At 59.3% G+C, this 25222-nt stretch carries 22 protein-coding genes and 1 tRNA gene; 10 read left to right on the top strand and 13 right to left on the bottom strand.

Features of this window, described 5'->3' with window-relative positions; genetic code table 11:
- Positions 1-202: 202 nt before the first annotated feature.
- The 4 genes from C8K63_RS12155 (at position 203) to C8K63_RS12140 (ending at position 7538) form a co-directional block, all read left to right on the top strand.
- Positions 203-2008 (top strand): phenylacyl-CoA dehydrogenase, encoded by a 1806-nt coding sequence (locus C8K63_RS12155; protein ID WP_108216932.1) that lies wholly within the window; start codon positions 203-205, stop codon positions 2006-2008.
- Between the two features lie 363 nt (positions 2009-2371).
- Positions 2372-3664 carry a GGDEF domain-containing protein gene (locus C8K63_RS12150; protein WP_108216931.1) on the top strand — a complete coding sequence of 431 codons (1293 nt, stop codon included), beginning with the start codon at positions 2372-2374 and terminating at the stop codon, positions 3662-3664.
- Between the two features lie 85 nt (positions 3665-3749).
- Positions 3750-5546, top strand: a complete 1797-nt coding sequence (locus C8K63_RS12145; RefSeq protein WP_108216930.1) for an acyl-CoA dehydrogenase C-terminal domain-containing protein — start codon at positions 3750-3752, stop codon at positions 5544-5546.
- Between the two features lie 213 nt (positions 5547-5759).
- Positions 5760-7538 carry an acyl-CoA dehydrogenase C-terminal domain-containing protein gene (locus C8K63_RS12140; RefSeq protein ID WP_108216929.1) on the top strand — a complete coding sequence of 593 codons (1779 nt, stop codon included), beginning with the start codon at positions 5760-5762 and terminating at the stop codon, positions 7536-7538.
- A gap of 227 nt (positions 7539-7765) precedes the next feature.
- Here the strand turns inward: C8K63_RS12140 and C8K63_RS12135 are convergent, their stop codons facing one another.
- A complete protein-coding gene (locus tag C8K63_RS12135; protein ID WP_108216928.1) occupies positions 7766-8695 on the bottom strand; it encodes a LysR family transcriptional regulator in 930 nt (309 codons plus the stop codon).
- A gap of 169 nt (positions 8696-8864) precedes the next feature.
- Here C8K63_RS12135 and C8K63_RS12130 point away from each other — a divergent pair, with 169 nt between their 5' ends.
- The 4 genes from C8K63_RS12130 to C8K63_RS12115 all read left to right on the top strand — a co-directional run bounded on the left by C8K63_RS12130 (position 8865) and on the right by C8K63_RS12115 (position 11310).
- The gene (locus C8K63_RS12130) at positions 8865-10148 is read left to right on the top strand and encodes an aspartate aminotransferase family protein (protein ID WP_108216927.1); all 1284 of its coding nucleotides are present in this window, start codon (positions 8865-8867) and stop codon (positions 10146-10148) included.
- Positions 10149-10398: 250 nt separating this feature from the next.
- Positions 10399-10755, top strand: a complete 357-nt coding sequence (locus C8K63_RS12125; protein WP_108216926.1) for a type II toxin-antitoxin system RelE/ParE family toxin — start codon at positions 10399-10401, stop codon at positions 10753-10755.
- On the top strand, positions 10748-11068 hold the full coding sequence (locus tag C8K63_RS12120) for a DNA-binding transcriptional regulator (RefSeq protein ID WP_108216925.1): 321 nt from the start codon (positions 10748-10750) through the stop codon (positions 11066-11068). The genes C8K63_RS12125 and C8K63_RS12120 overlap by 8 nt, the downstream gene beginning before the upstream one ends.
- An 83-nt stretch (positions 11069-11151) precedes the next feature.
- Positions 11152-11310, top strand: coding sequence for a YqaE/Pmp3 family membrane protein (locus C8K63_RS12115; RefSeq protein WP_003228885.1), 159 nt, complete (start codon positions 11152-11154; stop codon positions 11308-11310).
- Between the two features lie 104 nt (positions 11311-11414).
- On the opposite strand, the gene C8K63_RS12110 is transcribed toward C8K63_RS12115, so the two are convergent.
- The 10 genes from C8K63_RS12110 to C8K63_RS12065 form a co-directional block, all read right to left on the bottom strand.
- On the bottom strand, positions 11415-13241 hold the full coding sequence (locus C8K63_RS12110) for a S9 family peptidase (protein WP_108216924.1): 1827 nt from the start codon (positions 13239-13241) through the stop codon (positions 11415-11417).
- Positions 13207-14379, bottom strand: a complete 1173-nt coding sequence (gene pqqE / locus C8K63_RS12105) for a pyrroloquinoline quinone biosynthesis protein PqqE (RefSeq protein ID WP_108216923.1) — start codon at positions 14377-14379, stop codon at positions 13207-13209. The genes C8K63_RS12110 and pqqE overlap by 35 nt, the downstream gene beginning before the upstream one ends.
- Positions 14351-14626: a pyrroloquinoline quinone biosynthesis peptide chaperone PqqD gene (pqqD, locus tag C8K63_RS12100; protein ID WP_108216922.1), complete on the bottom strand. Its 276-nt coding sequence runs from the start codon at positions 14624-14626 to the stop codon at positions 14351-14353. The genes pqqE and pqqD overlap by 29 nt, the downstream gene beginning before the upstream one ends.
- Positions 14623-15375 (bottom strand): pyrroloquinoline-quinone synthase PqqC, encoded by a 753-nt coding sequence (pqqC, locus tag C8K63_RS12095; protein ID WP_008051584.1) that lies wholly within the window; start codon positions 15373-15375, stop codon positions 14623-14625. Before pqqC ends, pqqD begins: the two co-directional genes overlap by 4 nt.
- Before the next feature lie 139 nt (positions 15376-15514).
- Complete coding sequence (pqqB, locus tag C8K63_RS12090; protein WP_108216921.1) at positions 15515-16426, bottom strand: pyrroloquinoline quinone biosynthesis protein PqqB; 912 nt, start codon at positions 16424-16426, stop codon at positions 15515-15517.
- Positions 16427-16504: 78 nt separating this feature from the next.
- Positions 16505-16579: a pyrroloquinoline quinone precursor peptide PqqA gene (gene pqqA / locus C8K63_RS12085; RefSeq protein WP_003444522.1), complete on the bottom strand. Its 75-nt coding sequence runs from the start codon at positions 16577-16579 to the stop codon at positions 16505-16507.
- A 159-nt stretch (positions 16580-16738) separates the two neighbouring features.
- Entirely contained in the window at positions 16739-19168 is a 2430-nt protein-coding gene (pqqF, locus tag C8K63_RS12080; RefSeq protein ID WP_108216920.1) for a pyrroloquinoline quinone biosynthesis protein PqqF, read from the bottom strand.
- A gap of 312 nt (positions 19169-19480) precedes the next feature.
- Positions 19481-20275, bottom strand: a complete 795-nt coding sequence (locus tag C8K63_RS12075) for a carbon-nitrogen hydrolase family protein (protein ID WP_108216919.1) — start codon at positions 20273-20275, stop codon at positions 19481-19483.
- A 12-nt stretch (positions 20276-20287) separates the two neighbouring features.
- Entirely contained in the window at positions 20288-21970 is a 1683-nt protein-coding gene (locus C8K63_RS12070; RefSeq protein ID WP_108216918.1) for an NAD(P)/FAD-dependent oxidoreductase, read from the bottom strand.
- Positions 21971-22192: 222 nt separating this feature from the next.
- Complete coding sequence (locus C8K63_RS12065; RefSeq protein WP_007980298.1) at positions 22193-22654, bottom strand: Lrp/AsnC family transcriptional regulator; 462 nt, start codon at positions 22652-22654, stop codon at positions 22193-22195.
- Positions 22655-22782: 128 nt separating this feature from the next.
- On the opposite strand from C8K63_RS12065, the gene C8K63_RS12060 reads away from it, so the two are divergent.
- Positions 22783-23463 carry a peptidase M41 gene (locus C8K63_RS12060; RefSeq protein WP_108216917.1) on the top strand — a complete coding sequence of 227 codons (681 nt, stop codon included), beginning with the start codon at positions 22783-22785 and terminating at the stop codon, positions 23461-23463.
- Positions 23464-23554: 91 nt separating this feature from the next.
- Here the strand turns inward: C8K63_RS12060 and C8K63_RS12055 are convergent, their stop codons facing one another.
- Entirely contained in the window at positions 23555-23854 is a 300-nt protein-coding gene (locus C8K63_RS12055) for a DUF3077 domain-containing protein (RefSeq protein ID WP_108216916.1), read from the bottom strand.
- Positions 23855-24391: 537 nt separating this feature from the next.
- On the opposite strand from C8K63_RS12055, the gene C8K63_RS12050 reads away from it, so the two are divergent.
- Positions 24392-24925 (top strand): hypothetical protein, encoded by a 534-nt coding sequence (locus C8K63_RS12050; RefSeq protein WP_177413280.1) that lies wholly within the window; start codon positions 24392-24394, stop codon positions 24923-24925.
- Between the two features lie 219 nt (positions 24926-25144).
- Here the strand turns inward: C8K63_RS12050 and C8K63_RS12045 are convergent.
- A tRNA-Ile gene (locus C8K63_RS12045) sits at positions 25145-25221 on the bottom strand.
- Position 25222: the final 1 nt, after the last annotated feature.

Here is a 25222-nt window from a genome sequence, read left to right as displayed (position 1 = left end):
AATCTTTTCAGTGTTGCGGGCTGCTTCGAAAGCGCGGCTGCGCTGTTGTGTGCCTGTGTGTCCAAGCCTGCGATGACGAACGGCAAAAGATCGACGCTTGACAAGATTTGGGCGTAAACGTATGTTTCAAACAACTGTTTGATCGCAACAACGAATCAATGCGGTCGTTCATTCCCGGTTACATCAGCAGAGGTTTATCGCTATGCCTGACTACAAGGCCCCCTTGCGTGATATTCGCTTCGTTCGTGACGAACTGCTCGGCTACGAAGCGCACTATCAGAGCCTTCCGGCTTGTGCCGACGCAACTCCGGACATGGTTGACGCCATTCTTGAGGAGGGTGCCAAGTTTTGTGAACAGGTACTGGCTCCGCTGAACCGTGTGGGCGACATCGAGGGTTGTACCTGGAGCGAGTCCGGCGTCAAGACCCCGACTGGCTTCAAGGAAGCCTACAAGCAATTCGTCGAAGGCGGCTGGCCAAGCCTGGCCCACGACGTTGCGCACGGCGGCCAAGGCCTGCCGGAGTCCCTGGGTCTGGCGGTCAGCGAAATGGTTGGCGAGGCCAACTGGTCGTGGGGCATGTACCCGGGCCTGTCGCACGGTGCGATGAACACCATCTCCGAGCACGGTACCCCTGAGCAGCAAGAGGCTTACCTGACCAAGCTGGTATCCGGCGAGTGGACCGGCACCATGTGCCTGACCGAGCCGCACTGCGGCACTGACCTTGGCATGTTGCGCACCAAGGCCGAGCCTCAGGCCGACGGTTCCTACAAAGTCTCCGGCACCAAGATCTTCATCTCGGCCGGTGAACACGACATGGCCGACAACATCGTCCACATCGTACTGGCCCGCCTGCCGGATGCACCGGCTGGCACCAAAGGCATCTCCCTGTTCATCGTGCCGAAGTTCATGCCGAACGCTGATGGTTCGGTTGGCGCGCGTAACGCCGTGTCCTGCGGTTCCCTGGAACACAAGATGGGCATCCATGGCAACGCCACTTGCGTGATGAACTTCGACGGCGCCACCGGTTTCCTGATCGGCCCGGCGAACAAAGGCCTGAACTGCATGTTCACCTTCATGAACACCGCACGTCTGGGTACCGCGTTGCAAGGCCTGGCCCACGCCGAAGTCGGTTTCCAGGGCGGCCTGAAATACGCTCGTGACCGTCTGCAAATGCGCTCGCTGACTGGCCCGAAAGCGCCGGACAAAGCCGCTGACCCGATCATCGTGCACCCTGACGTACGCCGCATGCTGTTGACCATGAAGGCATTCGCCGAAGGCAACCGTGCGATGGTTTACTTCACTGCCAAGCAGGTCGACATCGTCAAGTACGGCGTAGATGAAGAAGAGAAGAAGAAAGCCGACGCGCTGCTGGCCTTCATGACGCCAATCGCCAAGGCCTTCATGACCGAAGTCGGTTTCGAATCGGCCAACCACGGGGTGCAGATCTACGGCGGCCACGGCTTCATCGCCGAGTGGGGCATGGAGCAGAACGTTCGCGACAGCCGCATCTCGATGCTGTACGAAGGCACCACCGGTATCCAGGCACTCGACCTGCTGGGCCGTAAAGTGCTGATGACCCAGGGCGAAGCTCTGAAAGGCTTCACCAAGATTGTCCACAAATTCTGCCAGACCAACGAAGGCAACGAAGCGGTTCAAGAGTTCGTCGCTCCGCTGGCGGCACTGAACAAGGAATGGGGCGAGCTGACCATGAAGGTCGGTATGGCCGCCATGAAGGATCGCGAAGAAGTCGGCGCGGCCTCCGTGGACTACCTGATGTACTCCGGTTACGCCTGCCTGGCCTACTTCTGGGCTGACATGGCGCGTCTGGCTGCCGAGAAACTGGCTGCCGGCACTTCCGAAGAGGCGTTCTACACCGCCAAGCTGCAGACTGCGCGCTTCTACTTCCAGCGCATCCTGCCGCGTACCCGCACTCACGTTGTCACCATGCTGTCGGGCGCCAACAACCTGATGGACATGAAAGAAGAGAACTTCGATCTGGGCTACTAAACCTTAACGAAGCACTTGAAAAAGCCGCTGCTCCTTCGGGAACAGCGGCTTTTTTTGCTTTAGAAGGTTGCCAATGGAATAAATGTTTGTGACGCCCTTTAAAGCGTGGGCACGCTCCTTTTGTAGGAGCTGGCTTGTCGGGTCGCCGCATCGCAGCGATGGTCGATAACGATAACGCGTGTGAACCGGATAAACGCGGCGTACTTGAGTTCATCGCCAGCAAGCTGGCTCCTACAGTTTCCCGGGATTGCGCGAAGAACCTTTAAAAAGTACCTCAGTAATTCACTCAACAACTCGGACGACCTGCCGTTACAGTGGTTGGCACATTGCCATCTATTGATCTGACCGGTCGGAGCTTTACCCTTGCCGCGCTCTTCCGCTGTGCGTTTCAGTCATTTCCTGCCCTCATTGCTGCTGTTGCTGGCGGGGCTTGCGGCTGCATACATCAAGGATCTGAACGTCTTCTTCACCTCGCTGTTCAACGTCCTGCCGACCCTGGTGTTATTGCTCGGTGGCGCCTATTGCGCGGTTTACCGACGCCAGCGTGAACTGTTTCTGATGGTCACGGTGTACATCGCCTACTTCCTGCTCGACACCCAGACCGACTATTACCGCGACAACGGCAAGGTGCGTGACGATGCCGCCGTGGTCTTTCATCTGTGTTGCCTGCTGCTGCCACTGCTGTTTGGTGTGTTCGCGGCGTGGCAGGAACGCACCCACCTGTTCCAGGACATGGTGGCGCGTTTCGCGGTATTGCTGGCGGTTGGCAGCGTGGCGCTGGGGCTTGAGCAAAGCTATCCGCACGCGCTGCTGGTCTGGCTGTCGGAGATTCGCTGGCCCGCCTTGCATGGCGCCTGGATGAGCCTGATCCAGTTGTCCTATCCGGTGTTCATTGCTGCGTTTGTGCTGCTGGCGTGGCAATACTGGCGCAACCCGCGACCGCTGCATGCCGCGCAACTGGTGGGGCTGCTCGGGCTGTTCTGGATGTTGCCGAAAACCTTCATTCTGCCGTTCACGCTGAACATCATGTGCAGCCAGGTGATGCTGATGATCGCCACCGCCGTTGCCCACGAAGCCTATCAAATGGCCTTCCGCGACGAACTGACCGGACTGCCTGGCCGTCGTGCATTGAATGAACGCATGCAGCGGCTGGGGCGCAACTACGTGCTGGCGATGAGCGACGTCGACCACTTCAAGAAATTCAACGACACCCACGGCCACGATGTCGGCGATCAGGTGCTGCGGCTGGTGGCCAGCAAACTGTCGAAAATCGGCGGTGGCGGCAAGGCGTATCGCTATGGCGGCGAGGAATTTGCCCTGGTGTTTGCAGGCAAGACCCTCGAAGAGTGCCTGCCGCACCTGGAAGTCATCCGCGAGTCCATCGCCACTTACAACATTCAGCTGCGCAATCAGGAAAATCGCCCGCAGGACGATAATCAGGGGCGCCAGCGGCGTGCTGGTTCCGGGGCGTCGAGTGTGTCGGTGACGGTCAGTATCGGCGTTGCCGAACGGATCGATCAACGCAGCCCCGAAGAGGTGCTCAAGTCCGCTGACCAGGCGCTCTACAGCGCCAAGGGTGCCGGGCGTAACTGCGTGATGGCATTCGGGCAGAACCGCCGTGGAGCCGTACGCATGGACACCGCTACGGTTGAGTGATGATGACGCATTCAGCGAGCGCAAAGTGATTGTGAGGCGTGGTTGGCAGCAGTAGGTTGAAGAAATCTGCCGACGGAGAATGACCATGCCCGAGTACAAAGCTCCCTTGCGCGACATGCGCTTTCTGATCGACCACGTCTTCGACTTTCACGCTAACTACGCCGTGCTGGGGGCCACCGATGTCAGCCCGGACATGGTCAATGCAATCCTTGAGGAAGGCGCAAAGTTCTGCGAAAACGTGCTGTCGCCGCTCAACCGCAGCGGCGATGAAGAAGGCTGTCATTTCGACAATGGCGTGGTCACCACGCCGGCGGGCTTCAAGCAGGCATTCGCCCAATATGTCGAGGGTGGCTGGCATGGCCTGGCGGCGGATCCGGTTTACGGCGGTCAGGGGCTGCCGATCTCTCTGGGCCTGGTGATCAGCGAGATGGTGGGCTCCAGCAATACCTCATGGGGCATGTACCCCGGCCTGACCCACGGAGCCATGTCGGCGATCCACGCCCATGGCACCGAGGCGCAGAAGCAGACCTATTTGAAGAAGCTTACCGCTGGCCAATGGACCGGCACCATGTGCCTGACCGAAGCCCATTGCGGCACTGACCTGGGCATCATCAAGACCCGCGCCGTGCCTGCAGCTGATGGCAGCTACGCGATCTCCGGCAGCAAGATCTTCATCTCGGCCGGTGAGCACGACATGAGCGCCAACATCATTCACCTGGTGCTGGCCAAATTGCCGGACGCTCCGGCCGGGACCAAGGGCATTTCGCTGTTCATCGTGCCCAAGTTCCTGCCCGATGCGATGGGCGAAGCGGGCGAGCGCAACGGTGTGTCCTGCGGCTCGATCGAACACAAAATGGGCATCAAGGCCTCGGCCACCTGCGTGCTGAATTTCGACGAGGCCAAGGGCTTCCTGATCGGCGAGCCGAACAAGGGCCTCAACTGTATGTTCACCATGATGAACCACGCTCGGCTGGGCACTGGCATGCAAGGGCTGTGTCTGGGGGAGGCGAGCTTCCAGGGCGCGATCAAATACGCCAACGACCGTTTGCAGATGCGCGCGCTGACCGGCCCGAAAGCCCCGGAAAAAGTCGCCGACCCGATCATCGTGCACCCGGATGTGCGGCGGATGTTGCTGACCATGAAGGCCTTCAACGAGGGCAACCGCGCGCTGACCTACTTCACCGCGCAGTTGCTCGACGTTGCGCACCTGAGCGCGGACGAAACGGCGCGTCAGGATGCCGAAGACCTGCTGGCGTTCCTCACGCCGATCTGCAAAGCCTTCATGACCGACACCGGGCTGGAGGTGACCAACCACGGCATGCAGGTGTTTGGGGGCCACGGGTTCATTCGCGAATGGGGCATGGAGCAACTGGTTCGCGACTGCCGGATCGCACCGATCTATGAGGGCACCAACGGCATTCAGGCGCTGGACCTGCTCGGGCGCAAGGTCCTCGGCAGCCAGGGCAAGCTGTTGCGCGGTTTCACCAAAATCGTCCACAAGTTCTGTGCGGCGAACGCCGGGCATCCACAACTGGCCGGGTGTGTGGCGCAGCTCAATCAACTGAACCAGCAGTGGGGTGAGTTGACCACCCGGGTCGGCATGGCGGCGATGAAAAACCCGGACGAAGTCGGTGCCGCGTCGGTGGATTACCTGATGTACAGCGGTTACATCATCCTTGGCTACCTGTGGTTGCGCATGGCGCTGGTGGCTCAGGCGCAGCTCGATGCGGGCAGCGGCGATGGCGACTTCTGCAGGGGCAAGCTGGCGACCAACGAGTTTTACTTCAAGCGTCTGTTGCCACGCACAGCCGCTCATCGGGCAGCCATAGAGGCGGGTAGTGATTGCCTGATGCAACTGCCGGCGGAGTTGTTCGCGCTTTAATTAATTTTCAATCCTTAAAAGATCGCAGCCTTCGCCAGCTCCTACCTTAATTGGCGTAGGAGCTGGCGGAGGCTGCGATCTTTTTGCTGTGACTAAAAATAACAAAAACGTCACATGCTGACCCTATGTGTCGCAAAAGTTGTTGAGGTACACTCCGAACCAACGAAAACACTCTTCCTGTGAATCACCTGTATAGATCTTGCGAGGTTTGCCATGGCTGACTACAAAGCGCCCCTGCGCGATATGCGCTTCGTCCTCAATGAAGTTTTCGAGGTCGCCAGACTCTGGGCCGAGCTGCCTGCACTGGCCGAGACTGTGGATGCCGAAACGGTAGAAGCCATCCTGGAAGAAGCCGGCAAAGTCACCAGCAAAAGCATCGCACCGCTGAGCCGTGCCGCTGACGAAGAAGGTTGCCATTGGGCGGACGGTGCTGTCACCACGCCAGCAGGTTTCCCACAGGCCTATCAGACATACGCTGAAGGCGGCTGGGTCGGTGTCGGTGGCGATCCGGCCTATGGCGGCATGGGCATGCCCAAAGCCGTTTCGGCCCAGGTTGAAGAAATGGTCAACTCTGCCAGCTTGTCGTTCGGTCTATACCCGATGCTGACCGCTGGCGCCTGCCTGTCGATCAACGCCCACGCCAGCGAAGAGCTGAAAGCCGCGTACCTGCCGAACATGTACGCCGGCGTCTGGGCCGGTTCCATGTGCCTGACCGAGCCACACGCCGGTACGGACCTGGGGATCATTCGCACCAAGGCCGAGCCTCAGGCCGACGGTTCCTACAAGGTCAGCGGCACCAAGATCTTCATCACCGGTGGCGAACACGACCTCACCGAAAACATCATCCACCTGGTGCTGGCCAAGCTGCCGGACGCACCGGCGGGGCCGAAAGGCATTTCGCTGTTCCTGGTGCCGAAGTTCATGGTCAATGCCGATGGCAGCCTGGGCGCGCGCAACCCTTTGAGCTGCGGTTCGATCGAACACAAGATGGGTATCCAGGCGTCCGCGACCTGCGTGATGAACTTCGATGAGGCCGTGGGTTACCTGGTCGGCGAGCCGAACAAAGGCCTGGCGGCGATGTTCACCATGATGAACTACGAGCGTCTGGGCGTCGGTATCCAGGGCCTGGCCACGGGCGAGCGCTCGTACCAGAACGCCGTGGAATACGCCCGCGACCGTCTGCAAAGCCGTTCGCCAACCGGCGCGCAGAACAAGGACAAAGTGGCTGACCCGATCATCGTCCACCCGGACGTGCGTCGCATGCTGCTGACCATGAAAGCCTCGAACGAAGGTGGTCGTGCATTTTCCACCTACGTGGCGATGCAACTGGACACCGCCAAGTTCAGCGAAGATGCAACCACCCGCAAGCGTGCGGAAGACCTGGTGGCGTTGCTGACCCCGGTGGCCAAGGCGTTCCTGACCGACCTCGGCCTGGAAACCACTGTTCACGGCCAACAGGTTTTCGGCGGCCACGGCTACATCCGTGAATGGGGCCAGGAGCAACTGGTGCGTGACGTGCGCATCACCCAGATCTACGAAGGCACCAACGGCATTCAGGCACTGGACCTGGTCGGGCGCAAGATCGTGGGTAGTGGCGGGGCGTTCTACAACCTGTTTGCCGACGAAATTCGTCACTTCACGGCGACCGCCAGCACGGACCTCGCCGAGTTCACCCAACCGCTGAACGACGCGGTGACCACCCTTGATGAACTGACCGCGTGGTTGCTGGACCGTGCGAAGAGCAATCCGAACGAAATCGGCGCGGCGTCTGTCGAGTATCTACAGGTGTTCGGCTACGTGGCGTACGCCTACATGTGGGCCCTGATGGCCAAGGCTGCTTTCGGCAAGGAAGCGCAAGACGATTTCTATGCCAGCAAACTGGGCACGGCGCGCTTCTATTTTGCCCGCCTGCTGCCGCGCATTCACTCGTTGAGCGCGTCGGTGAAGGCCGGTAGTGAATCGTTGTTCCTGCTGGATGCAGGACAATTCTGAGCAAGTAGTATTCTGTAAGCATTCTCTTACATAACGTGCTGCTGTTCTCCCATAGATGCAAATTGGATCCAGAGCTAATCTACTTCTCATGGACGTAGCGCAGGAAGCGCAAAGCAACAACAGGGACACGTAGGATTCTGCCAGGACGGCGGAGTGAAATGGATGTCAGGGAAACAGTCTGCAAAGCCCCGCTTCGGCGGGGTTTTCTTTTACCCAAAGAAAAGTTTCTAGCCCAACCCATCCAGAGCCTGCGCGCTGTTCAAGCGTCCATCCGGGCCGTTTATCACTTCTTCCAGCAATGTCCGCAGCAATGCCAGCGAGGCCTGCTGCCGTTGCACATCCCGACATACCAAACCGACTTTCAGCGGTACGCGTGGTTCGCTCAGGGGTTTCCACAGCAGTTCGTGATTGCCATGGGTCTTTTGCGAACGCCCAGGCAGGACCGTCGCCAGGCGCGTGTGCGGCAGGCTGTCGAGGATGCCGGCCATGTTGTTCAGTTCGGCTTGCACCTGTGGGCGACGTCCGAGGTTTGTCAGCTGTGCCTGCCAGATCTGCCTGATCTGAAATTCCTCGCCCAGCAGCAACATCGGCAGTTCGGCGGCCTGACTCATGGACACTTTCTTGAATTCACGCAGCGGATGCTCTGCCGGGATGACCAGGGTCAGTTCATCTTCGTACAGCATCACGCCATGCAAGCCAGGCTGGCGGGGCGGTAGATAGCCGATGCCGATATCCAGAGAACCGTTGAGCAGTCGCCGCTCGATTTCCAGCCCGGTCAGTTCATAGATCTGCACCACCAGATGCGGCTGCGCCTTGCGCACCCGCTCGAGCATTTGCGGAACGAGGCTGGTATGTACGGTCTGCAATACACCGATGGCCAGGGTGCGCAGTGCCTGACCCTTGAAGTTGCCGAGCGCTTCCCGTGCCCGTTGCAGGCCATCGAGCAGAGGCAGGGCGTGGTTGTACAGCGTGTGGGCCGCGAGGGTCGGCAGCAGGCGTTTGCTGCTGCGCTCAAACAGACTCACATCGAGGTTTTGTTCGAGGTGGCGGATTTGCTGGGACAGCGCTGGCTGGGAGATGGACAGGCGCTCGGCGGCCCGGCCCACGTGGCCTTCTTCATAGACCGCGACGAAATAACGCAGCTGCTTGAAATCCATAAGTATTACTTATCAAAAATGCTGGGAAATCGAAATGGCTGAACGCCTCGCCTGAGCCTAGTCTAACCGCATTCACAGGGCTTACAGGGCCACAGAGTGCGATGAATATCCTTTGCTTCGATGGTGTTTACATAGGTAAGTCAAAAAACCTCAAAAGGGTGTTTTTCGAATGAATCTGTTCAGTCTGCGCCGCAGCCCTCCCTGTCTTGATGATCTGGTCATGGACGCCTCCCTGCCACCCCAAGGCGATAACATTTCCAGCGAGTACTTGATGCCCAGTGTCGAGCGGCCCAAACAGGTGTTTGTGCGTGGCCAGGGTTCATGGTTGTGGGACAGCGATGACCGTGCGTACCTGGATTTTTCCCAAGGCGGCGGGGCCAACAGTCTCGGTCATAGCCCTTCGGTAATTATCAACGCAATCACTGCCCAGGCTCAGTCGTTGATCAATCCGGGTTTCGGCCTGCATAACCGCGCAATGCTCAGCCTCGCCGAACACTTGTGTGCCAGCACCGGCAGTGATCAGGCCTACCTGCTCAATACCGGCAGCGAAGCCTGTGAGGCGGCGATCAAACTGGCGCGCAAGTGGGGTCAACAGCATCGCGGCGGTGCGTCGCGAATCATTGTGGCCAACAACGGTTGCCATGGCCGCAGCCTGGCGACGATTTCGGCGTCGGACAGTTCGACATTGATCAACCGATTCGAGCCGCAATTGCCAGGCTTCAGTCGCGTTCCTTTCAATGACCTGCCAGCGTTGCATGCGGCCGTGGATGAACGGACCGTAGCGATCATGCTCGAGCCAATCCAGAGCGAAGCCGGCGTGATCCCGGCCACCGCGCATTATCTCAAGGGTGTCGAACGCTTGTGTCGTGAACTCGGCATTTTGCTGATCTTCGATGAAGTGCAAACCGGTATCGGCCGTTGTGGCACCTTGCTCGCGGAACAGTCCTGCGGCGTCACGGCGGATATCGTCGTGCTTGGCAAAGGGTTAGGCGGTGGTGTGCCATTGGCCGCGCTGCTGGCGCGGGGCAAGGCTTGCTGTTTCGACATTGGCGAGGTGACAGGTACTCATCACGGTAATGCGTTGATGACCGCGGCAGGACTTTCGGTGCTCGATACCGTGCAGGACAAGGCTTTCCTCAAACACGTCGCACAAGCCGGTCAACACCTGCGTGAAGGGTTGGAGCGGTTGGCCCATCGTTACGATCAGGGCGAGTTGCGCGGACAAGGGCTGCTTTGGGGGCTGACGCTGTCGGACGATTCCGCTGACGCGGTGGTCAAGGCCGCGCTCTACGAAGGCTTGCTGCTCAATGCCCCACAACCCGACTGCCTGCGCTTTACCCCGGCGCTGAATGTCAGCAACGCCAACATCGATGAAATGCTCCTGCGCCTGGCGCGCACCTTCTCCCGAGTACGCACCGCGCAATTGCAGTGCCGTAAAGGGATTGCCGTCTGATCAGACGCGCCCTGCACACATTCCAGAACCGTCTCGCGGTAATACGCACGCCCCACGCCCGATATTTTTGGCGTGGGGCGTTTTTTTGTGGCCGGGTTTTTCCAAAGGCAATTTCGGCTTGAGCGGTTAGTACATCAATGGCTTTCTAGCGTGCATCGGCAGGGAGTGCCAGTGCTAGCAAAACGGTATCACTGTCGCGTTGGTTTTGATTTATATACCACTGGGTGGTAGTTTTATGGAAGGGATGCCAATGTCACCAAGGCTGTTCAAGACAAAGCGCTTCGCAATGCAGGCTGCCAAGGCCTGGATCGGTGACGACGAGCTCCGGGAGGCATTCACCGAAATGCTCAATGGTCAGGCTGACAATTTGGGAGGCGGGGTTTGGAAGAAGCGTTTGAATGCCAACCGCCATCGTTCGATTATCCTGGCCAAAGGCGGTGCTTACTGGATTTATCAGTTCCTGTATGCGAAGAAGGATCAGAGCAACATCAATCAGGCCGAACTGATCGGATTTCGGAAGATGGCTAAGACCTATTGTGGGCTGACAGAAGTGCAAGTCCAGTACTTGCTGGATACGAAGGAGTTTGTGGAGATATCTGATGAGTAAGAAATTCAAAAGTGAAGCGTTTGAGTCGATACATGAGTCTGCCAGCGCCTTGTACGCCATTGGTGCAATCAGCAAGGCGACCATGCGTGAATTCGATGAATCCTGTCTTGCAAGGGTGCCGGATGCGATTCCCGCGCAGGAGATCAAGGCATTGCGCGAGCGCAACAATGTCAGTCAACCGGTGTTTGCGCGCTACCTGAACACCAGTGCTTCCACGGTCAAGCAATGGGAAGCAGGGGATAAGCACCCCAGTGGCATGGCGTTGAAGTTGTTGAGTATCGTGCAGAAACACGGTCTGGAGATACTGGCCTGAGGAATTGGGCTGAACCCTGACAAACGGTACAGGTCGATTAGCTGTAGGGCTCGAACGAGTCCACCCCAATCAGGAGCTGTCCCATGGACTTTATTCGCATCATCATCGCCATCCTGTTGCCGCCACTGGGTGTGTTTCTGCAAGTAGGATTTGGCGGGGCGTTCTGGCTGAATATTCTGCTGACGTTGTGCGGTTACATTCCGGGGATCGTGCATGCGGTTTACATCATCGCCAAGCGCTAAGACTTTGCGGCGTTAGATAGATCGCTTTCGCTGGCAAGCCAGCTCCTACGGGAGATCACGGTTCTGTAGGAGCCGGCTTGCCAGCGATTGGAATACCGCCGATTTCAGCTGGCGTGCTCCATCACCCGCCGATAAAACAACCACTCCTGCTCCAGCGCATGGGCCTGATTGCCGGCCTTGCGGAAACCGTGGCGTTCGTCCGCGTAGTAGTGCGCTTCGACCAGGATGCCGTTGTCCTGAAGCGCCGAGACCATGTCGCGGGTCTGCTGCGGGATGACCACGGCGTCCAGTTCCCCTTGAAAGAAGATCATCGGCACGCGGATGTTGCCCGCATGCAGCAGAGGCGTGCGGGCCGCGTAGCGTTCGGCATCCCGCAGAGCATCGCCGATCAACCAATCCAGATAATCGCTTTCGAATTTGTGGGTCGTGCGCCCCAGCGCCACCGGATCGCTGACCCCATACAGGCTGGCGCCGGCGCGGAACACGTTGTGAAATGCCAAGGCGCAAAGAGTGGTGTAACCGCCAGCACTGCCGCCGCGGATGAACGCTTTGTCGCCATCGATCAAGCCACGTTCGGCGAGATGGCTGACCACCGCGCAAGCGTCTTCGACATCCACATCACCCCAGCTCAAATGCAGCGCCTGACGATAGGCCCGGCCATAACCGCTGCTGCCGCGATAGTTGAGGTCGGCCACGGCGAAGCCCCGCTGTGCCCAGTACTGGATACGCGGATCGAGTATCGGGTAGCACGCCGACGTCGGTCCGCCATGGATGAATACCACCAGTGGAGGTTTCGTCTCGCCGGTCATCGCCGGGTAGAAGAAGCCGTGTGCTTCGCCTGAGCCACTCGGGTAGCGCAAGGTTTGCGGGCGGCTGATCTGGTCGGGAGGAAGTGGTGCAATGCCGCCGGCCAATACTTTCACTTGCCGGCTCTGGCGGTCGATGGCGATGACGGCGGTTGAACTGACGGGCGACGCCGCGATGCAATAGATGAACTGCTCATCCACGGCGAGATGGCGGAAGCGGCTGTAGTCACCGGTGAAGTCGGCGCTGGAGCTGCCGCCTATGCCCAATCGGCCAAACCCGCCCTCGGTCCAACTGGCCAGGTAGCTGTTTTCGTTCAGCGGCACCCAGGTGCAGCCGCCAAGTTGCCAGGGTGCGGGACCATGGTCCGCGGTGTTACATGGCAACGGATTCAGACCATTTGCAGATTCAACGAATGGCTGCCAGTAACCCGCGCGATCCGTCAGGCAATACAGGCGACCGCCAGCATCAAACCGCGGTTGTTGCACCGACTCTTCAGCGCCGTCGCCCGCCACACAACGGGCCTCGGCAAAGCCGCCGTTGGCGAGGCGTTCGGCAACCATCAAGCGGGTCGCTGTCCATGGCTGATTCGGGCGACTCCACTCGATCCAGGCCAGGCGTCGGGTATCGGGACTCAGTGTCGGTGCCGCGTAGAAATCAGCACCCTCGGCCAGCAGGTGACGAGCGCCATCGAGCAGATCGATCGCCACCAGTCGATGTTGATCGCGATGCTCCTCGACCGCCAGCACTTGCCCGTTGGCGAACTGCAGATCGCCATAGCGACACGCACTGGATGTCAGCCTTTCGGGCGCTTCGCCTTGCAGTGATTGCCGATACAGTTGCTGGTCTGCTTCGTTGACGAAAACGATACCGTCATCCGTCAGACAAAACGCTCCGCCGCCATATTCGTACACGCGACTGCGTACGCTGAACCCCAGTGGCGTCAGACATTTCGCTGCACCGTTATGCCAATGCCAGATCCGGCACGCCGCGTCTTCGGGTCGGTACTCGTTCCAGAACAGGCCCTGCCGACCGACTTGCAGTTCGGCAAAGTCGATACCGGCGGCCACGGCTTTGGCGGCGCTCAAAGGTTCAGCTTTTGGCGATGAGGCGTGAGTTTCGTTCATTGCGAAAGGCCAGTTGGTCGATGGTCTGGGTAGCGTGCCCGGCTTCTTCGCGAGCCTTGAGGATCACGCCGTGTTGTGGCGACTTGCTGCACACCGGGTCGGCGTTGCTGGCATCACCGGTGAGCATGAACGCCTGGCAGCGGCAGCCGCCGAAGTCTTTTTCTTTCTCGTCGCAGGAGCGGCACGGCTCGGGCATCCAGTCGTAGCCACGAAAGCGGTTGAAGCCGAACGAGTCATACCAGATGTGCTGCATGCTGTGGTCGCGCACGTTGGGAAACTGCACCGGCATCTGTCGGGCACCGTGACAGGGCAGGGCGGTTCCGTCTGGCGTGACCGTCAGAAAAATACTGCCCCAGCCGTTCATACAGGCTTTCGGGCGTTCTTCGTAGTAGTCCGGGGTGACGAAAATCAACTTGCACGGGTGCCCTTCGGCTTCCAGCTTGGCGCGGTACTCATTGGTGATGCGTTCGGCGCGCACCAGTTGCTCTTTGGTCGGCAATAACCCAACGCGATTGAGCTGCGCCCAGCCGTAGAACTGGCATGTGGCGAGTTCGACGAAGTCCGCTTCCAGGGCGATGCACAGTTCAATGATGCGGTCGATCTGGTCGATATTGTGCCGATGGGTGACGAAGTTCAGTACCATCGGATAACCGTGGGCCTTCACCGCCCGGGCCATTTCCAGTTTCTGCGCAAAGGCCTTTTTCGACCCGGCCAGCAGATTGTTCACCTGTTCGTCGCTGGCCTGGAAGCTGATCTGGATGTGATCGAGACCGGCCTTCTTGAAGTCGCTGATTTTCTGCTCGGTCAGGCCGATGCCGGAGGTGATCAGGTTGGTGTAGAAACCCAGTTTGCGGGCTTCGCCAATCAACTCGGCGAGGTCCTGGCGCACCAGCGGCTCGCCACCGGAAAAGCCCAGTTGCGCGGCGCCCATTTCCCGCGCTTCGCGGAACACCTTGATCCACTGTTCGGTGTTCAGCTCCTTGCCTTGTTCGGCGAAATCCAACGGATTGGAGCAGTACGGGCATTGCAGCGGGCAGCGGTACGTCAGCTCGGCCAGCAGCCACAGCGGCAGGCCGATTTCAGGTTTGGGCGGCACTTGCACCGATGAATCAGGCAAGGGTGATCCAGTGCTGCGCACGGGCAACCTCCATGAATTGCTCGATGTCGTCACCGAGCTCGGGCACGCCGGGGAACTGTTGGTCGAGCTCATTGATGATTGCCGCGACATCCCGTTCACCGTCAATCAAACCACCGATCAGCGCGGCACTTTCGTTGAGCTTGATCATGCCTTCCGGGTATAGCAGCACATGGCCTTTTTGCGCCGGTTCGTACTGGAATCGGTAGCCGGGGCGCCAGGTCGGGGTCTTGTTGCGATCGAAACTCATAAGGTGATTCCTTTGTGCCAGACCCGTTCCCCGGTCACGCTGTGATACGGCGGGCGTTTCAGTTCGTAGGCCATGCTCATGGCATCGAGCATGCTCCAAAGAATGTCCAGTTTGAACTGGAGAATTTCCAGCATGCGCTCCTGGCCTTCACGGGTGGTGTAGTGCTGCAACGTGATCGCCAGGCCGTGCTCGACATCCCGCCGTGCCTGACCCAGGCGTGTGCGGAAATACTCGTAGCCGGCCGGGTCGATCCATGGGTAATGCTGAGGCCAGCTGTCCAGGCGCGACTGGTGGATTTGCGGGGCGAACAGTTCGGTCAGCGAGCTGCTCGCGGCCTCTTGCCAACTGGCACGGCGGGCGAAGTTGACGTAAGCGTCCACGGCGAAACGTACGCCGGGCAGCACCAGCTCCTGGGAACGCAGCTGGTCCGGGTCGAGGCCCACGGCCTGGCCTAGACGCAGCCAGGCTTCGATACCGCCGTCTTCACCGGGCGCGCCGTCGTGGTCGAGCAGGCGCTGAATCCATTCGCGGCGGATCTCGCGGTCCGGGCAGTTAGCGAGGATCGCCGCGTCCTTCAGGGGGATGTTCACCTGATAGTAGAAACGGTTGGCGACCCAGCCCTGGATCTGTTCGCGGCTCGCCCGGCCTTCGTACATCGCCACGTGATAGGGGTGATGGATGTGGTAATAGGCGCCCTTGGCGCGCAGGGCGGCCTCGAACTCGGCGGGGGACATTGGGGTGTCGGTCATTGCGGTTCTCCGGGTAGGACCGGTGGATTCTTTGGTGCCTGAGCTGGCCTCTTCGCGAGCAGGCTCGCTCCCACAGTTGATCGCGTACCCCTGTGGGAGCGAGCCTGCTCGCGATAGACCGCGCAGCGGTCTCGGCTACTTACAACACAATACTCATGCCGTCATACGCCACTTCCACCTGGCGCCGATCCAGCTCAGCCCGCTGCGGCGAATTCTCATCGAGAATCGGGTTGGTGTTGTTGATGTGGATAAGTACTTTGCGCTGGTTGGGCAATTGCTCAAGCACTTCGAGCATGCCGCCAGGGCCGTTCTGCGCCAGGTGCCCCATCTCGCGACCGGTGCGGGTGCCTACGCCACGACGCTGCATTTCATCGTCGTCCCACAACGTTCCGTCAACCAACAGGCAATTGCTATCGGCCATGATTTCCAGAAGCGGTGGGTCGACCTTGCCCAGCCCCGGCGCGTAGAACAGTTTGCCGCCGGTGTTGAGGTCTTCGACGATCAGGCCGATGTTGTCGCCCGGATGCGGGTCAAAGCGGTGCGGCGAGTACGGCGGTGCGGCACTGCGCAAAGGCAGCGGGGTGAAGCGCAGGTTCGGGCAGGCGGGGATGGTGAAGCTTTGATCGAGTTCGATACGATTCCAGTTCAGCCCGCCGTTCCAGTGAGTCAGCATGTTGAACAGTGGGAAACCAGTGCTCAGGTCCTCGTGGACCATGTCGGTACACCAGACCTGATGCGGGCAACCCTCGCGCAGCATGAGCAGGCCGGTGGTGTGGTCGATCTGGCTGTCCATCAGGATGATCGCGCCGATCCCGGTATCGCGCAGGGCGCGGCCCGGCTGCATCGGGGCGAAGCTCTGGAGTTGGGCGCGGATGTCCGGGGAGGTGTTGCACAGCACCCAGTTCACGCCATCATCGGAAATCGCGATGGACGATTGCGTCCGCGCCTTGGCCCGCAGGCTGCCGTCACGAAAGCCTGCGCAGTTCAAGCAGTTGCAGTTCCACTGGGGGAAGCCGCCGCCGGCAGCGGAACCTAGAATCTGGACAAACATGGGCGCTCCATCATTTCAACGCTGAAAATAAAACGCCTCGGGATAACCGAGGCGTTAGCTGCAGTCCGCCAAGGCAGATTAGCGGCTGGCGAAGTACATGGTGACTTCAAAGCCGATACGCAGGTCGGTGTAGGCAGGTTTGGTCCAGGCCATAAGTTGAACTCCTTCAGGTGGGGGTGAGACAGCGCTGTCTATAGGCATAGTCCACCTCAAATCAGAGATGTTCCAGACAGTTAGGTGACTATGTTACTCAAAATTTCGAAGGGATTGTCCGTGAAACTTTGAGAAAGCTCCTTGCAGCCCTGGTAATGATCATTTTGTCGTTTGCCATGGGGCGCCTGGTGCCGCGCTGTTGGCAAGGCACAGCCAGCCGCCTTCGGCCTGATTCAGGCGTTGGGCCGCAGCCAGTAGAGCGGTCCGGTCAATGCGCACAATGGCCTCGGGCAAGTGCGTCAGATATTCCGACGAACGGCCGGCCAGTTTACCCTGCCAGAGCAATTCGGCCGCTTGACCCGTGGTGAGCGCAGCGCTGCAAGACTGATCCGCCAGGGCTTGGCGTTGAGCGTTGAAGGTGGTGTCGTCGAGCGCGTGGATCAGCTCCGGTAATCGATTCAGGAATTGCTCGATGTGTTGCAGCAGCTCCGCCGGCGCAACGCTTGGCGATTGCACGCCGAACAGCAGCCCGGTTTGCCCGTGAATCTGTCGCAGGGCGCTGAACACTGCATAGCCGAGTTGCAACTCTACTCGCAAGCGTTGGTAGAAGGGTGTCTGGCAGACATGCGCGAGCAAACGCCACGCGGCTTCGTCGGCTATTTCCTGGCTGGCTGTCGGACAGAACAGCAGCAACGCGTGCTCGCTGGAGGCGGTATCGACAGTGCTCCACAGATGCTGTGCAAGGCTCGAAGAGGGCGGCGTCGGTTGATTGTCCGGCGTGCCGGGTATGCGGCTCAAGGCCAGGCCCATGGCCGCTTGAGTCTGAGCCGATAACCCGATGGCCAGCCCATCCCATCGCGCACTCGACCAGAGTTGCTGCAGGTCATCCGAGCTCGCGCTGTGCTCGAGGCAGTGTTCGGGCAATACCTTGAGCAGTTGTCGAATCGGTATTGGCGCAATGCTGGTCGATTCGGATTGTGAGACAGCGGCATCAGGTTTTGTCAGTTCTTTCAGCACATGCTCCAGGACGCTGGGCATCGGCTCCTGTAGCCCGGTCATTTTCAGCAGCCATTCGTTGCCCGACGCGCTGAAGGAAAAATCCACACCGGCCTGGTGCGCGTCTTCGCGCAACGGTTGCAGGTGGTTTTCCTGTCGTGATTGAAGATTGCTGCCGGGAGCCGAGTCCAGGCGCCAGCGCAGATAAATCGCACCTTCCGCGCCATTGTCCGGCCATGCCTGGCTGAATTGCATCGGCGAACGTTCACGACGGCTGCGCGAGCGATCCTGGGCAAAGGTGCGCAGGCCGCGGTGGGCGCTGGTCTGGCCGCGAATCAATCCGGCGTTGGCTGCCGGTGCTTCGCAGCGCAAGAACGGGTTGGGTGCTGGCAATCGCCAGGGGCCACTGAAGTTATCCACAGCGCCGATTTGTTTGAGGACTTGCTTGAGGGCTGTAACGCCTTGGTCAGATAACCCGCCTTCGCGTTGCTCGCTGTCCAGTCGGGCCAGTTGCAAGGCGCTGCTGATTTGCTGTTGGCGCTGGAGCAGGGTTGCGTATTCTTCGCGCAATCGGCTCCAGTCTTGCCTGGCGAAGAAGCCCAGCCAATCCATCAGCCGCTCGCGAATCCCGGTTGCCAAAGAGTTGGCGCACAATGTGAGCTCAAAGTGCAGCAAGGCTTGCGCAGCGAATTGATACAGCGACTCGGCCTTCAGCTTTTCGGCCAATCCGCGCTCACGCAAATCCGCCAGCAAACCGCCCGGTTTCTCGGCATTCAGCCAATGACACAGAAAGCCCAGTGCTTCGGCGGCGGAGTCGGGTAGCGCTTCGAGGGCAAACAGCAAATCCAGTCGTCGTTCGTCAGCCTGTTGATAACTGGCGTTTGAAGTCGCCATCAGCCGTGTCGGGGATTGTTGCGTGGCCTTTTCACCGCCGGCAATGACGCTGGCAAATGTCTCGGCCAAACCTCTTAGTTCATCGAAGCTCTGCGGCCCGGCCAGGCTCAAGGTCATCTGCCCGGTCTGGTAAAACCGCTGATAAAAATCCTGCAATGCCTGCTGAAATTCGGGTTGCGACACCGGGAGGCTGTCGCGATTGCCGGCATGGAAACCTCTCAGCGGATGCGCCTCGCAAAGCCCATCGAACAATGCCTGCCGTTGTTGCGCCACCGGATCCTGCGACCAGGCGACAAATTCCGCCTGCAGCACTTCCCGTTCCCGCTGTTGATCGTCCGGATTCATACGTGGATGGGCGAGCATGTCTGACAGACGCTCCAGCCCACCGGCAAACGCCTGGGGTGGCAGTTCGAAAAAGTAGTCCGTGGTGCGTTCGCTGGTCCGCGCGTTTACTTGGCCGCCATGACTCTGGACGTAGGCCATCAACCCTTGCCCTGCAGGAAAACGCTCAGTCCCAAGAAACAGCAGATGCTCAAGAAAATGCGCAAGGCCAGGCCACGCCAGCGGCACATCATGGCTGCCCGCGGCGACCCGCAGCGCTGCTGCGCAGCGCTTCAAATCAGGGGCATGACGCAGCGTCACCCGCAGGCCGTTGGCCAGGGTTTCAGTGTGGGGGCGAAGGGGATTCAGCGCGGGCATGGGCACTTCCAGAACAGTGAAGTGCCAATGCTAGCGGATTAGGGGGCGTTCTCAATTAGTTTCCGCGCCGCGCCGGGTCTGCTGTTGTGCAGGGCAAGGCGCGAGAAGCGTGGTTTGGTCATTCCAAATAAGCTTCGAGCAACGCGGCCCTGCACAACAGCAGGCCCGGCCCTTCGGGTTGTGCCTTAAAGCGGGCCAGGCTGCGTTGCAGGCCTTGGAAAGGGAACAACCATTCCCAGCGGCCTGCGCCTTGCCTGGCCCGCTTTAAGGCGACAACGCGGCGGGGAAACTAATTGAGAACGCCCCCTAGGACTAGCGCTTGTTCAGGTCGCCGTAAAGCTCGGGACGACGATCGATCAGGTAGCGATTGGCGGCGCGGGAGTCGACCATCAACTGACGATCCAACTCACCGACAATCAATGCTTCATCAAGGCCTGCCTGAGCGATGCGGCTGCCATCCGGTGCGGCGATGCTGCTTTGACCGCAATAGTGGATGTCGCCTTCGTGGCCGCAGTAGTTGGCATAAGCCACATAGCACTGGTTTTCGAAGGCGCGGGAGCGCACGGTGACATCGGCGACGAAATCGAACGGAATCATGTTCGCAGTCGGCACCAGAATCAGCTCTGCACCAGCCAAGGCCAGGCGTCGGGCATTTTCCGGAAACTCCAGGTCGTAGCAGATCAGGAAACCGAGCTTCCAGCCGTTGAGTTCAACGATGGGAAACTCGTCTGAGCCGGCGCTGAACATCGAGTGATCCAGATCGCCGAACAGATGGGTCTTGCGGTAGTTGCACAGGCGCTCGCCATTGGCGTCGATCAACTGCACAGCGTTGTAGATCTGCCCGTCGGCGGTGCGCTCGGGATAGCCATACAAAATGGCGATCCCGGCAGCCTTGGCAATGCGCGCAATTTGCTGCGCCGATTCACCGTTATGCACTTCCGCCAGCACACTGACGGCATCGACGCCGATGTTGTAGCCGGTCAGGAACATCTCCGGCAACACCAGCAGATCGGCGCCTTTTGCCTCCAGCGCAAGCTGCTGCACGCGTTGCAGGTTGCCGGCGACATCCAGCGGCAGTGGTGGACATTGGTAAAGGGCTACGCGCATTTCGGAATCCTCTTACTCGGGCAGGGCGATCGGTCCGATCTCGTTGAACACATCTCCTGGACCCGGATTCTCGGCGTGAGTTGCACCGCCGAAGTGTTTCATGATGCCCCACACTGCGTTGAGCGAGGTCTGCACCGCGCCTTCGACCCAGGCCGGCGTCCACGAAACATCGTCGCCGGCAATGAAAATTCCGCGTTGTTCGGCGGGCATGTCGTCCTGCATGAAGTGTGCGTACATACGCTGGTTGTAGCGGTAATGGCCGGGCAGGGCGCCTTTGAAGGCGCCGAGGAAATGCGGGTCGGCTTCCCACGAAACGGTGATCGGGTCGCCGATGATCCGCGCGGCGATGTCGACTTTCGGGTAGATCTTCTTCAACGCATCCAGCGCCAGCTTCACGCGTTTCTCCACCGGCTGCGGCAGCATTTTCAGCGCGTCGCTCATCCATGAGTACGACAGGCAAATCACCCCGGGCTTGTCGTCGCCGTTGTCGAACAGGTAAGTGCCGCGGGTCAGGCGATCGGTGAGGGTCATGCTCATCAGGTCGCGGCCGGTTTCCGGATCCTTGTCCTTCCAGAACGGACGGTCGACCATCACGAAAGTCTTCGACGATTGCATGTAGCGAGTGCGGTCCAGGGCCATCCACATCTTTTGCGAGAACAGGGTTTCGTCGCATTCGATCTGGGTGGTCAGCAGCCAGCTCTGGCAGGTGGTCAGCACTGCGGCGTATTCGCGGGTGTCGCCCCAGTTGTCGGTGACGGCGAAACGGCCGCCCGGCGCGTGGGCGATTTTCTTCACGCCGGTACGCGGTGCGCCGTTGTGCAGGGAGCTGAGGCTGGTGCCCGCCGGCCAGTGCGCGCAACGCTCCGGCACATGGCGCCAGATGCCCAGGGGCACCTGCTCCACGCCGCCGACCACCAGGTGCTGGTGATCGTCGCAGTTGGTCATGACCACGCGGAAGATTTCCAGCATCGAGTTCGGGAAGTCCGAATCCCAGCCGCCGGTGCCGAAACCGACCTGGCCGAACACTTCGCGGTGATGGAAGGAGAGCTTGGCGAACGCCTTGGAAGTGGCGACGAAGTCGTAGAAGGTGCGGTCGTCCCACAACGGCACCAAGGTGTTCCACAGCTCTTTCAGGCGTGGCACATCACGATCACGGATGGCTTGCTGGATATCGGAGAACTGCGAACCGGCTTCCAGGGCATCGGCCCAGGCGTCAGCCACTTCCTGGAACAGTGCAGGAAGGTCCGACAGCTTCTGTGCGTAATGAGTCTGGCCTTCGAGGTCGATCACCGTGCTGCCCGAAGCCGGCGTCAGCGGGTTCGGAAACGGTTTGGTTTCCAGGCCGAGCTTGTCGACGTAGTGATAAAACGCGGTGGACGACACCGGGAAGCGCATCCCGCCCAGTTCGGCAATGATGCCTTCGGCGCCATTGAACGCCTGAGAGCGCAAGCGGCCGCCCATTTTCGAGGCTTCGTAGACGACCGGTTTCAGGCCCAGCTTCATCAGCTCATACGCCGCCACCAGGCCGGCGATCCCGCCGCCGACAATCGCCACTTCGGCACCGTGACTATGCTCGGGAATACTGCCCAGCCCGGCCGGGTGTTCGATCCAGTCGTCGAAGGCGAAAGGAAAGTCCGGGCCGAAAATGGTGACTGGTTTCTTACCGTCTGCAGGATGGCGATTGTTCTTGTTCATGGCTGACCTTACTGGCGACTCGACGCGGAATGCGCATCTGAGTATAGGAAAAGATGCCAGCCATTCTAGAGAGCGCGGAGCACGTTAATAAGACGCAAAGTGTCGTCGTTTTGCCAGTTAGATGATCAATATGACGATCTATTGATGCACACTGCCCACTGTAGGAGCGAGCCTGCTCGCGATGGCGTCAGCTCAGACACCCATGAAAGCTGAATTGGAATGTCAAACCGGCTGCCCCCGATCAATCTTGCTGCTCAAGATGATCGAGGTCGTGGTCTTCTCCACCCCATCCACACTGCCAATCTGATCCAGCAACTGATCCAGCTGCTCCGGTGAATCGGTGCGCAACCACGCCACATAATCAAACTCGCCACTCACCGCACACAACTGCTGCACCTGCGCCATTGCGCTCAGACGTCGCAACACCTCCTTGCCGGAGCGCGGTTGCACAGTGATCCCGACATACGCCTGCAACCCGCCATCCACCACCCGCTGACCGAGGCGCACACCGTAGCCGGTGATCACTTTAGCCTTTTCCAGCCGCGCCAGACGCGAGGTGACCGTGGTGCGGGCGATGCCCAACTGCCGGGCAAGCATGGCCACGCTCTCGCGGGCGTTGATCTGCAGGGCTGCGATCAGTTGGCGATCGATTTCGTCGAGAACAGGGGGGCGAGTGTCGGGCAACGGCGTGGCTCCAGAGGCGTGAATCAATGGTCCAGCATGTTACAGGCTCGTTCGACGCGACGCTTGTGGCCGAAAGAGAGTGGGCAATCGACTAAGATTGATGCAGTCGAGGGTGAGAGGCCAAGGACATGACAACAAAGCTACCTGCTGCTGTACGGGACCGTGCATTGCAGATCGCCCATCACGAAATGGGGCACTACGTGGTAGCCCGCGCCCTGGGATTTGAAACGGGCGGCGTGACCCTGACAGTGACCAAGGACTTGCGCCACCAGGGAGGGGCCTCCATTACGTTGGTGCGCCCCATTTCGTCGATGGAAGCCATGAAGGAACATCTGGAAGCCCGGATGATGGTGCTCCTGGCGGGCGCAATGGCGCAGACACTGCCTTTAAAGCCTTCAGCCGTAAAACGCGTCGATAAACCCAAAGCCGCCGCCATCCTCAAAGGCGAGCAGGGGGCGGAACAGGATTACGCAAAAATCAGGGAGCTTCAGCATCTGCTGCGTAATATCGCCTATCCCGATACCGATCCAGCGTCGTCTGAACGCATAACGGCGCAGCTCAAGGCGATGACTGATCGGCTGTGGGCTCGGACGCAAAAAATCATCGAGGATCAGGCCGGGACGATTGCCGAATTGGCCGGGGCGCTGGTGGACGCAATGGCCATCGTGGAGCAGTGGGGAAGGGCGGCGGATACGTATGAGGTTGTGTTGACGGGGCAGATGCTGGAACGGCTGCGGGCGGTGCAGGCCATACCTTCGTTACGTGTTTGGACTGACAGCTGCAGCGATGTCGTTCAGCACTGGAGGTAGCGAAGGGCGAAAAGTCTGGTGCTATCAGTCCCAAAAAGGGAACGCTTGGTCCCTTTTTGGGACTTTTCAGGCGGCGTGATTACGCGTTGTTCTATCGATCTGCTCCATCTCTCGTTTGAACAGACCGCCGCGTCAGCACTTTCACCACATCATCAATCACCGCTTTGCTCATCGTCGTCAGGTAATGCGCGGCCCAGGCGTGGCGGTCGGAGTCTTGGGCGTAGGCGGCGTCCACGGTGAGGGACTTGGCGAGGAACAGCAGGTCGGAGGCTTGGGCCAGGGCGTCGGCGATGGGGACGTCGCGGCAGACGTGGAACAGGGGTTGATTCGAGAGATACAGGAAGGGGGTGAAGCCGATGGTTTTGAGTTCTGAAGGTGTGGATGTGCTCATGTTCAAACTCCTAATTTTTTAAGGAGCTGTCACATTCGTTTCCAAGCGAATGGGTGGCAGCTGCGCGCAGGTTGGAAAACCGGGAAACTAGGAAACCGGCACGTCCATGGACGTCCCACGCACAGCCGCCATAACTCGAGATTGAGATGGGCAAACTGTTGCGTCTAATTTCGTCGGGTTTCCAAGCCCGATCACTGATTGGTCAGCGACGTCCGGAGACTATCCCGTCGAAGAAAAGCGCAACAAGGCGGCAAAGTGCCCAAATGCAAGATTCGGAGTTTGCCTACAAGGTCCTAAGGCGTCATCCGATAAAGCGAGTCCATAAGTAAACAAAACTAAACGTCAGACACGAAAAAGCCGCGCATTGCGCGGGTTTCATGTTTGGCTGCCTCTCCCCGAAAACAGATCTGCCTCAGGGCGATTGAGCAACATCTTTTTCGGAAATGCCTGACATACACGGCAGCGGTCTCTTGTCGATCATTCGTTCTTTTTCGTGACGTCGGACCTTGGTTCGAAGTTGGCGGAGTGGAGACGGAAGTGACCGCCTATTTTCCAGCACTGACCATTGGCGATCAGACCTACGATTTTGCTCACCTTGAACCATTCAACTTCACGATTTCGAGTCAGTTGGCCAAGCGTGACTTGCGGGTGCATGTCACTTTTTCGAATCACTGTTTCAGCCAGGGTTACGACGCAGAGACGCATCCAGTCGCAGAGCCAATCATTCTTGATAGTGCCGGACGACCGCGCACCTTCTGTTCAATCCGTTATCGGCTGTCATTAGCGCTGCCGGCAGTGATACATCGGTTAAATCATCCCCAGTCCAAGGTCCGTGAGACTGCGACGCGGCGCAATTGGGCTTTCTCTATGATGATTCTGGACCCGGCCGGGCCTTATCACGTGTTTTTTGAACTGCGTCGGGCCGCGGAGGAAAAACCGCAGGATCTGAATCTGGTGGTTGAAAGTGCATATCACCAAACCAGGCAACCGCCGAGGTTGCTGGGGAAGATCGGCTTTATGTTGCTGTGCGGTAAGGTTTATTTACGGCAACCGAGTTCGACCAAACGCTAGGGACAGAAACGAAAAAAGACGCCGCAGGCGTCTTCTTCGATTCGGTAAAACAGATCCGGACACCACTTGCGAACCGCCTTGCACGGTTACGGCTTTCGCCGCTGGGAAGCGCTCAATCTCATCCGGTCAGTCGCTTCGATGGGGCAAATCTAATGAAAGTTGCTACCCGCGTCAATCATCAGATCTGGCGAAAGCCGCGCAATGCGCGGCTTTCTTGTTTGGTGGGCCCACACGGACTTGAACCGTGGACCAAAGGATTATGAGTCCTCTGCTCTAACCAACTGAGCTATAGGCCCT

It is taken from the genome of Pseudomonas sp. GV085 (genome assembly GCF_003050925.1).
Taxonomy (GTDB): Bacteria; Pseudomonadota; Gammaproteobacteria; order Pseudomonadales; family Pseudomonadaceae; genus Aquipseudomonas.
This window is presented reverse-complemented; position numbering and strand designations above follow the sequence as displayed.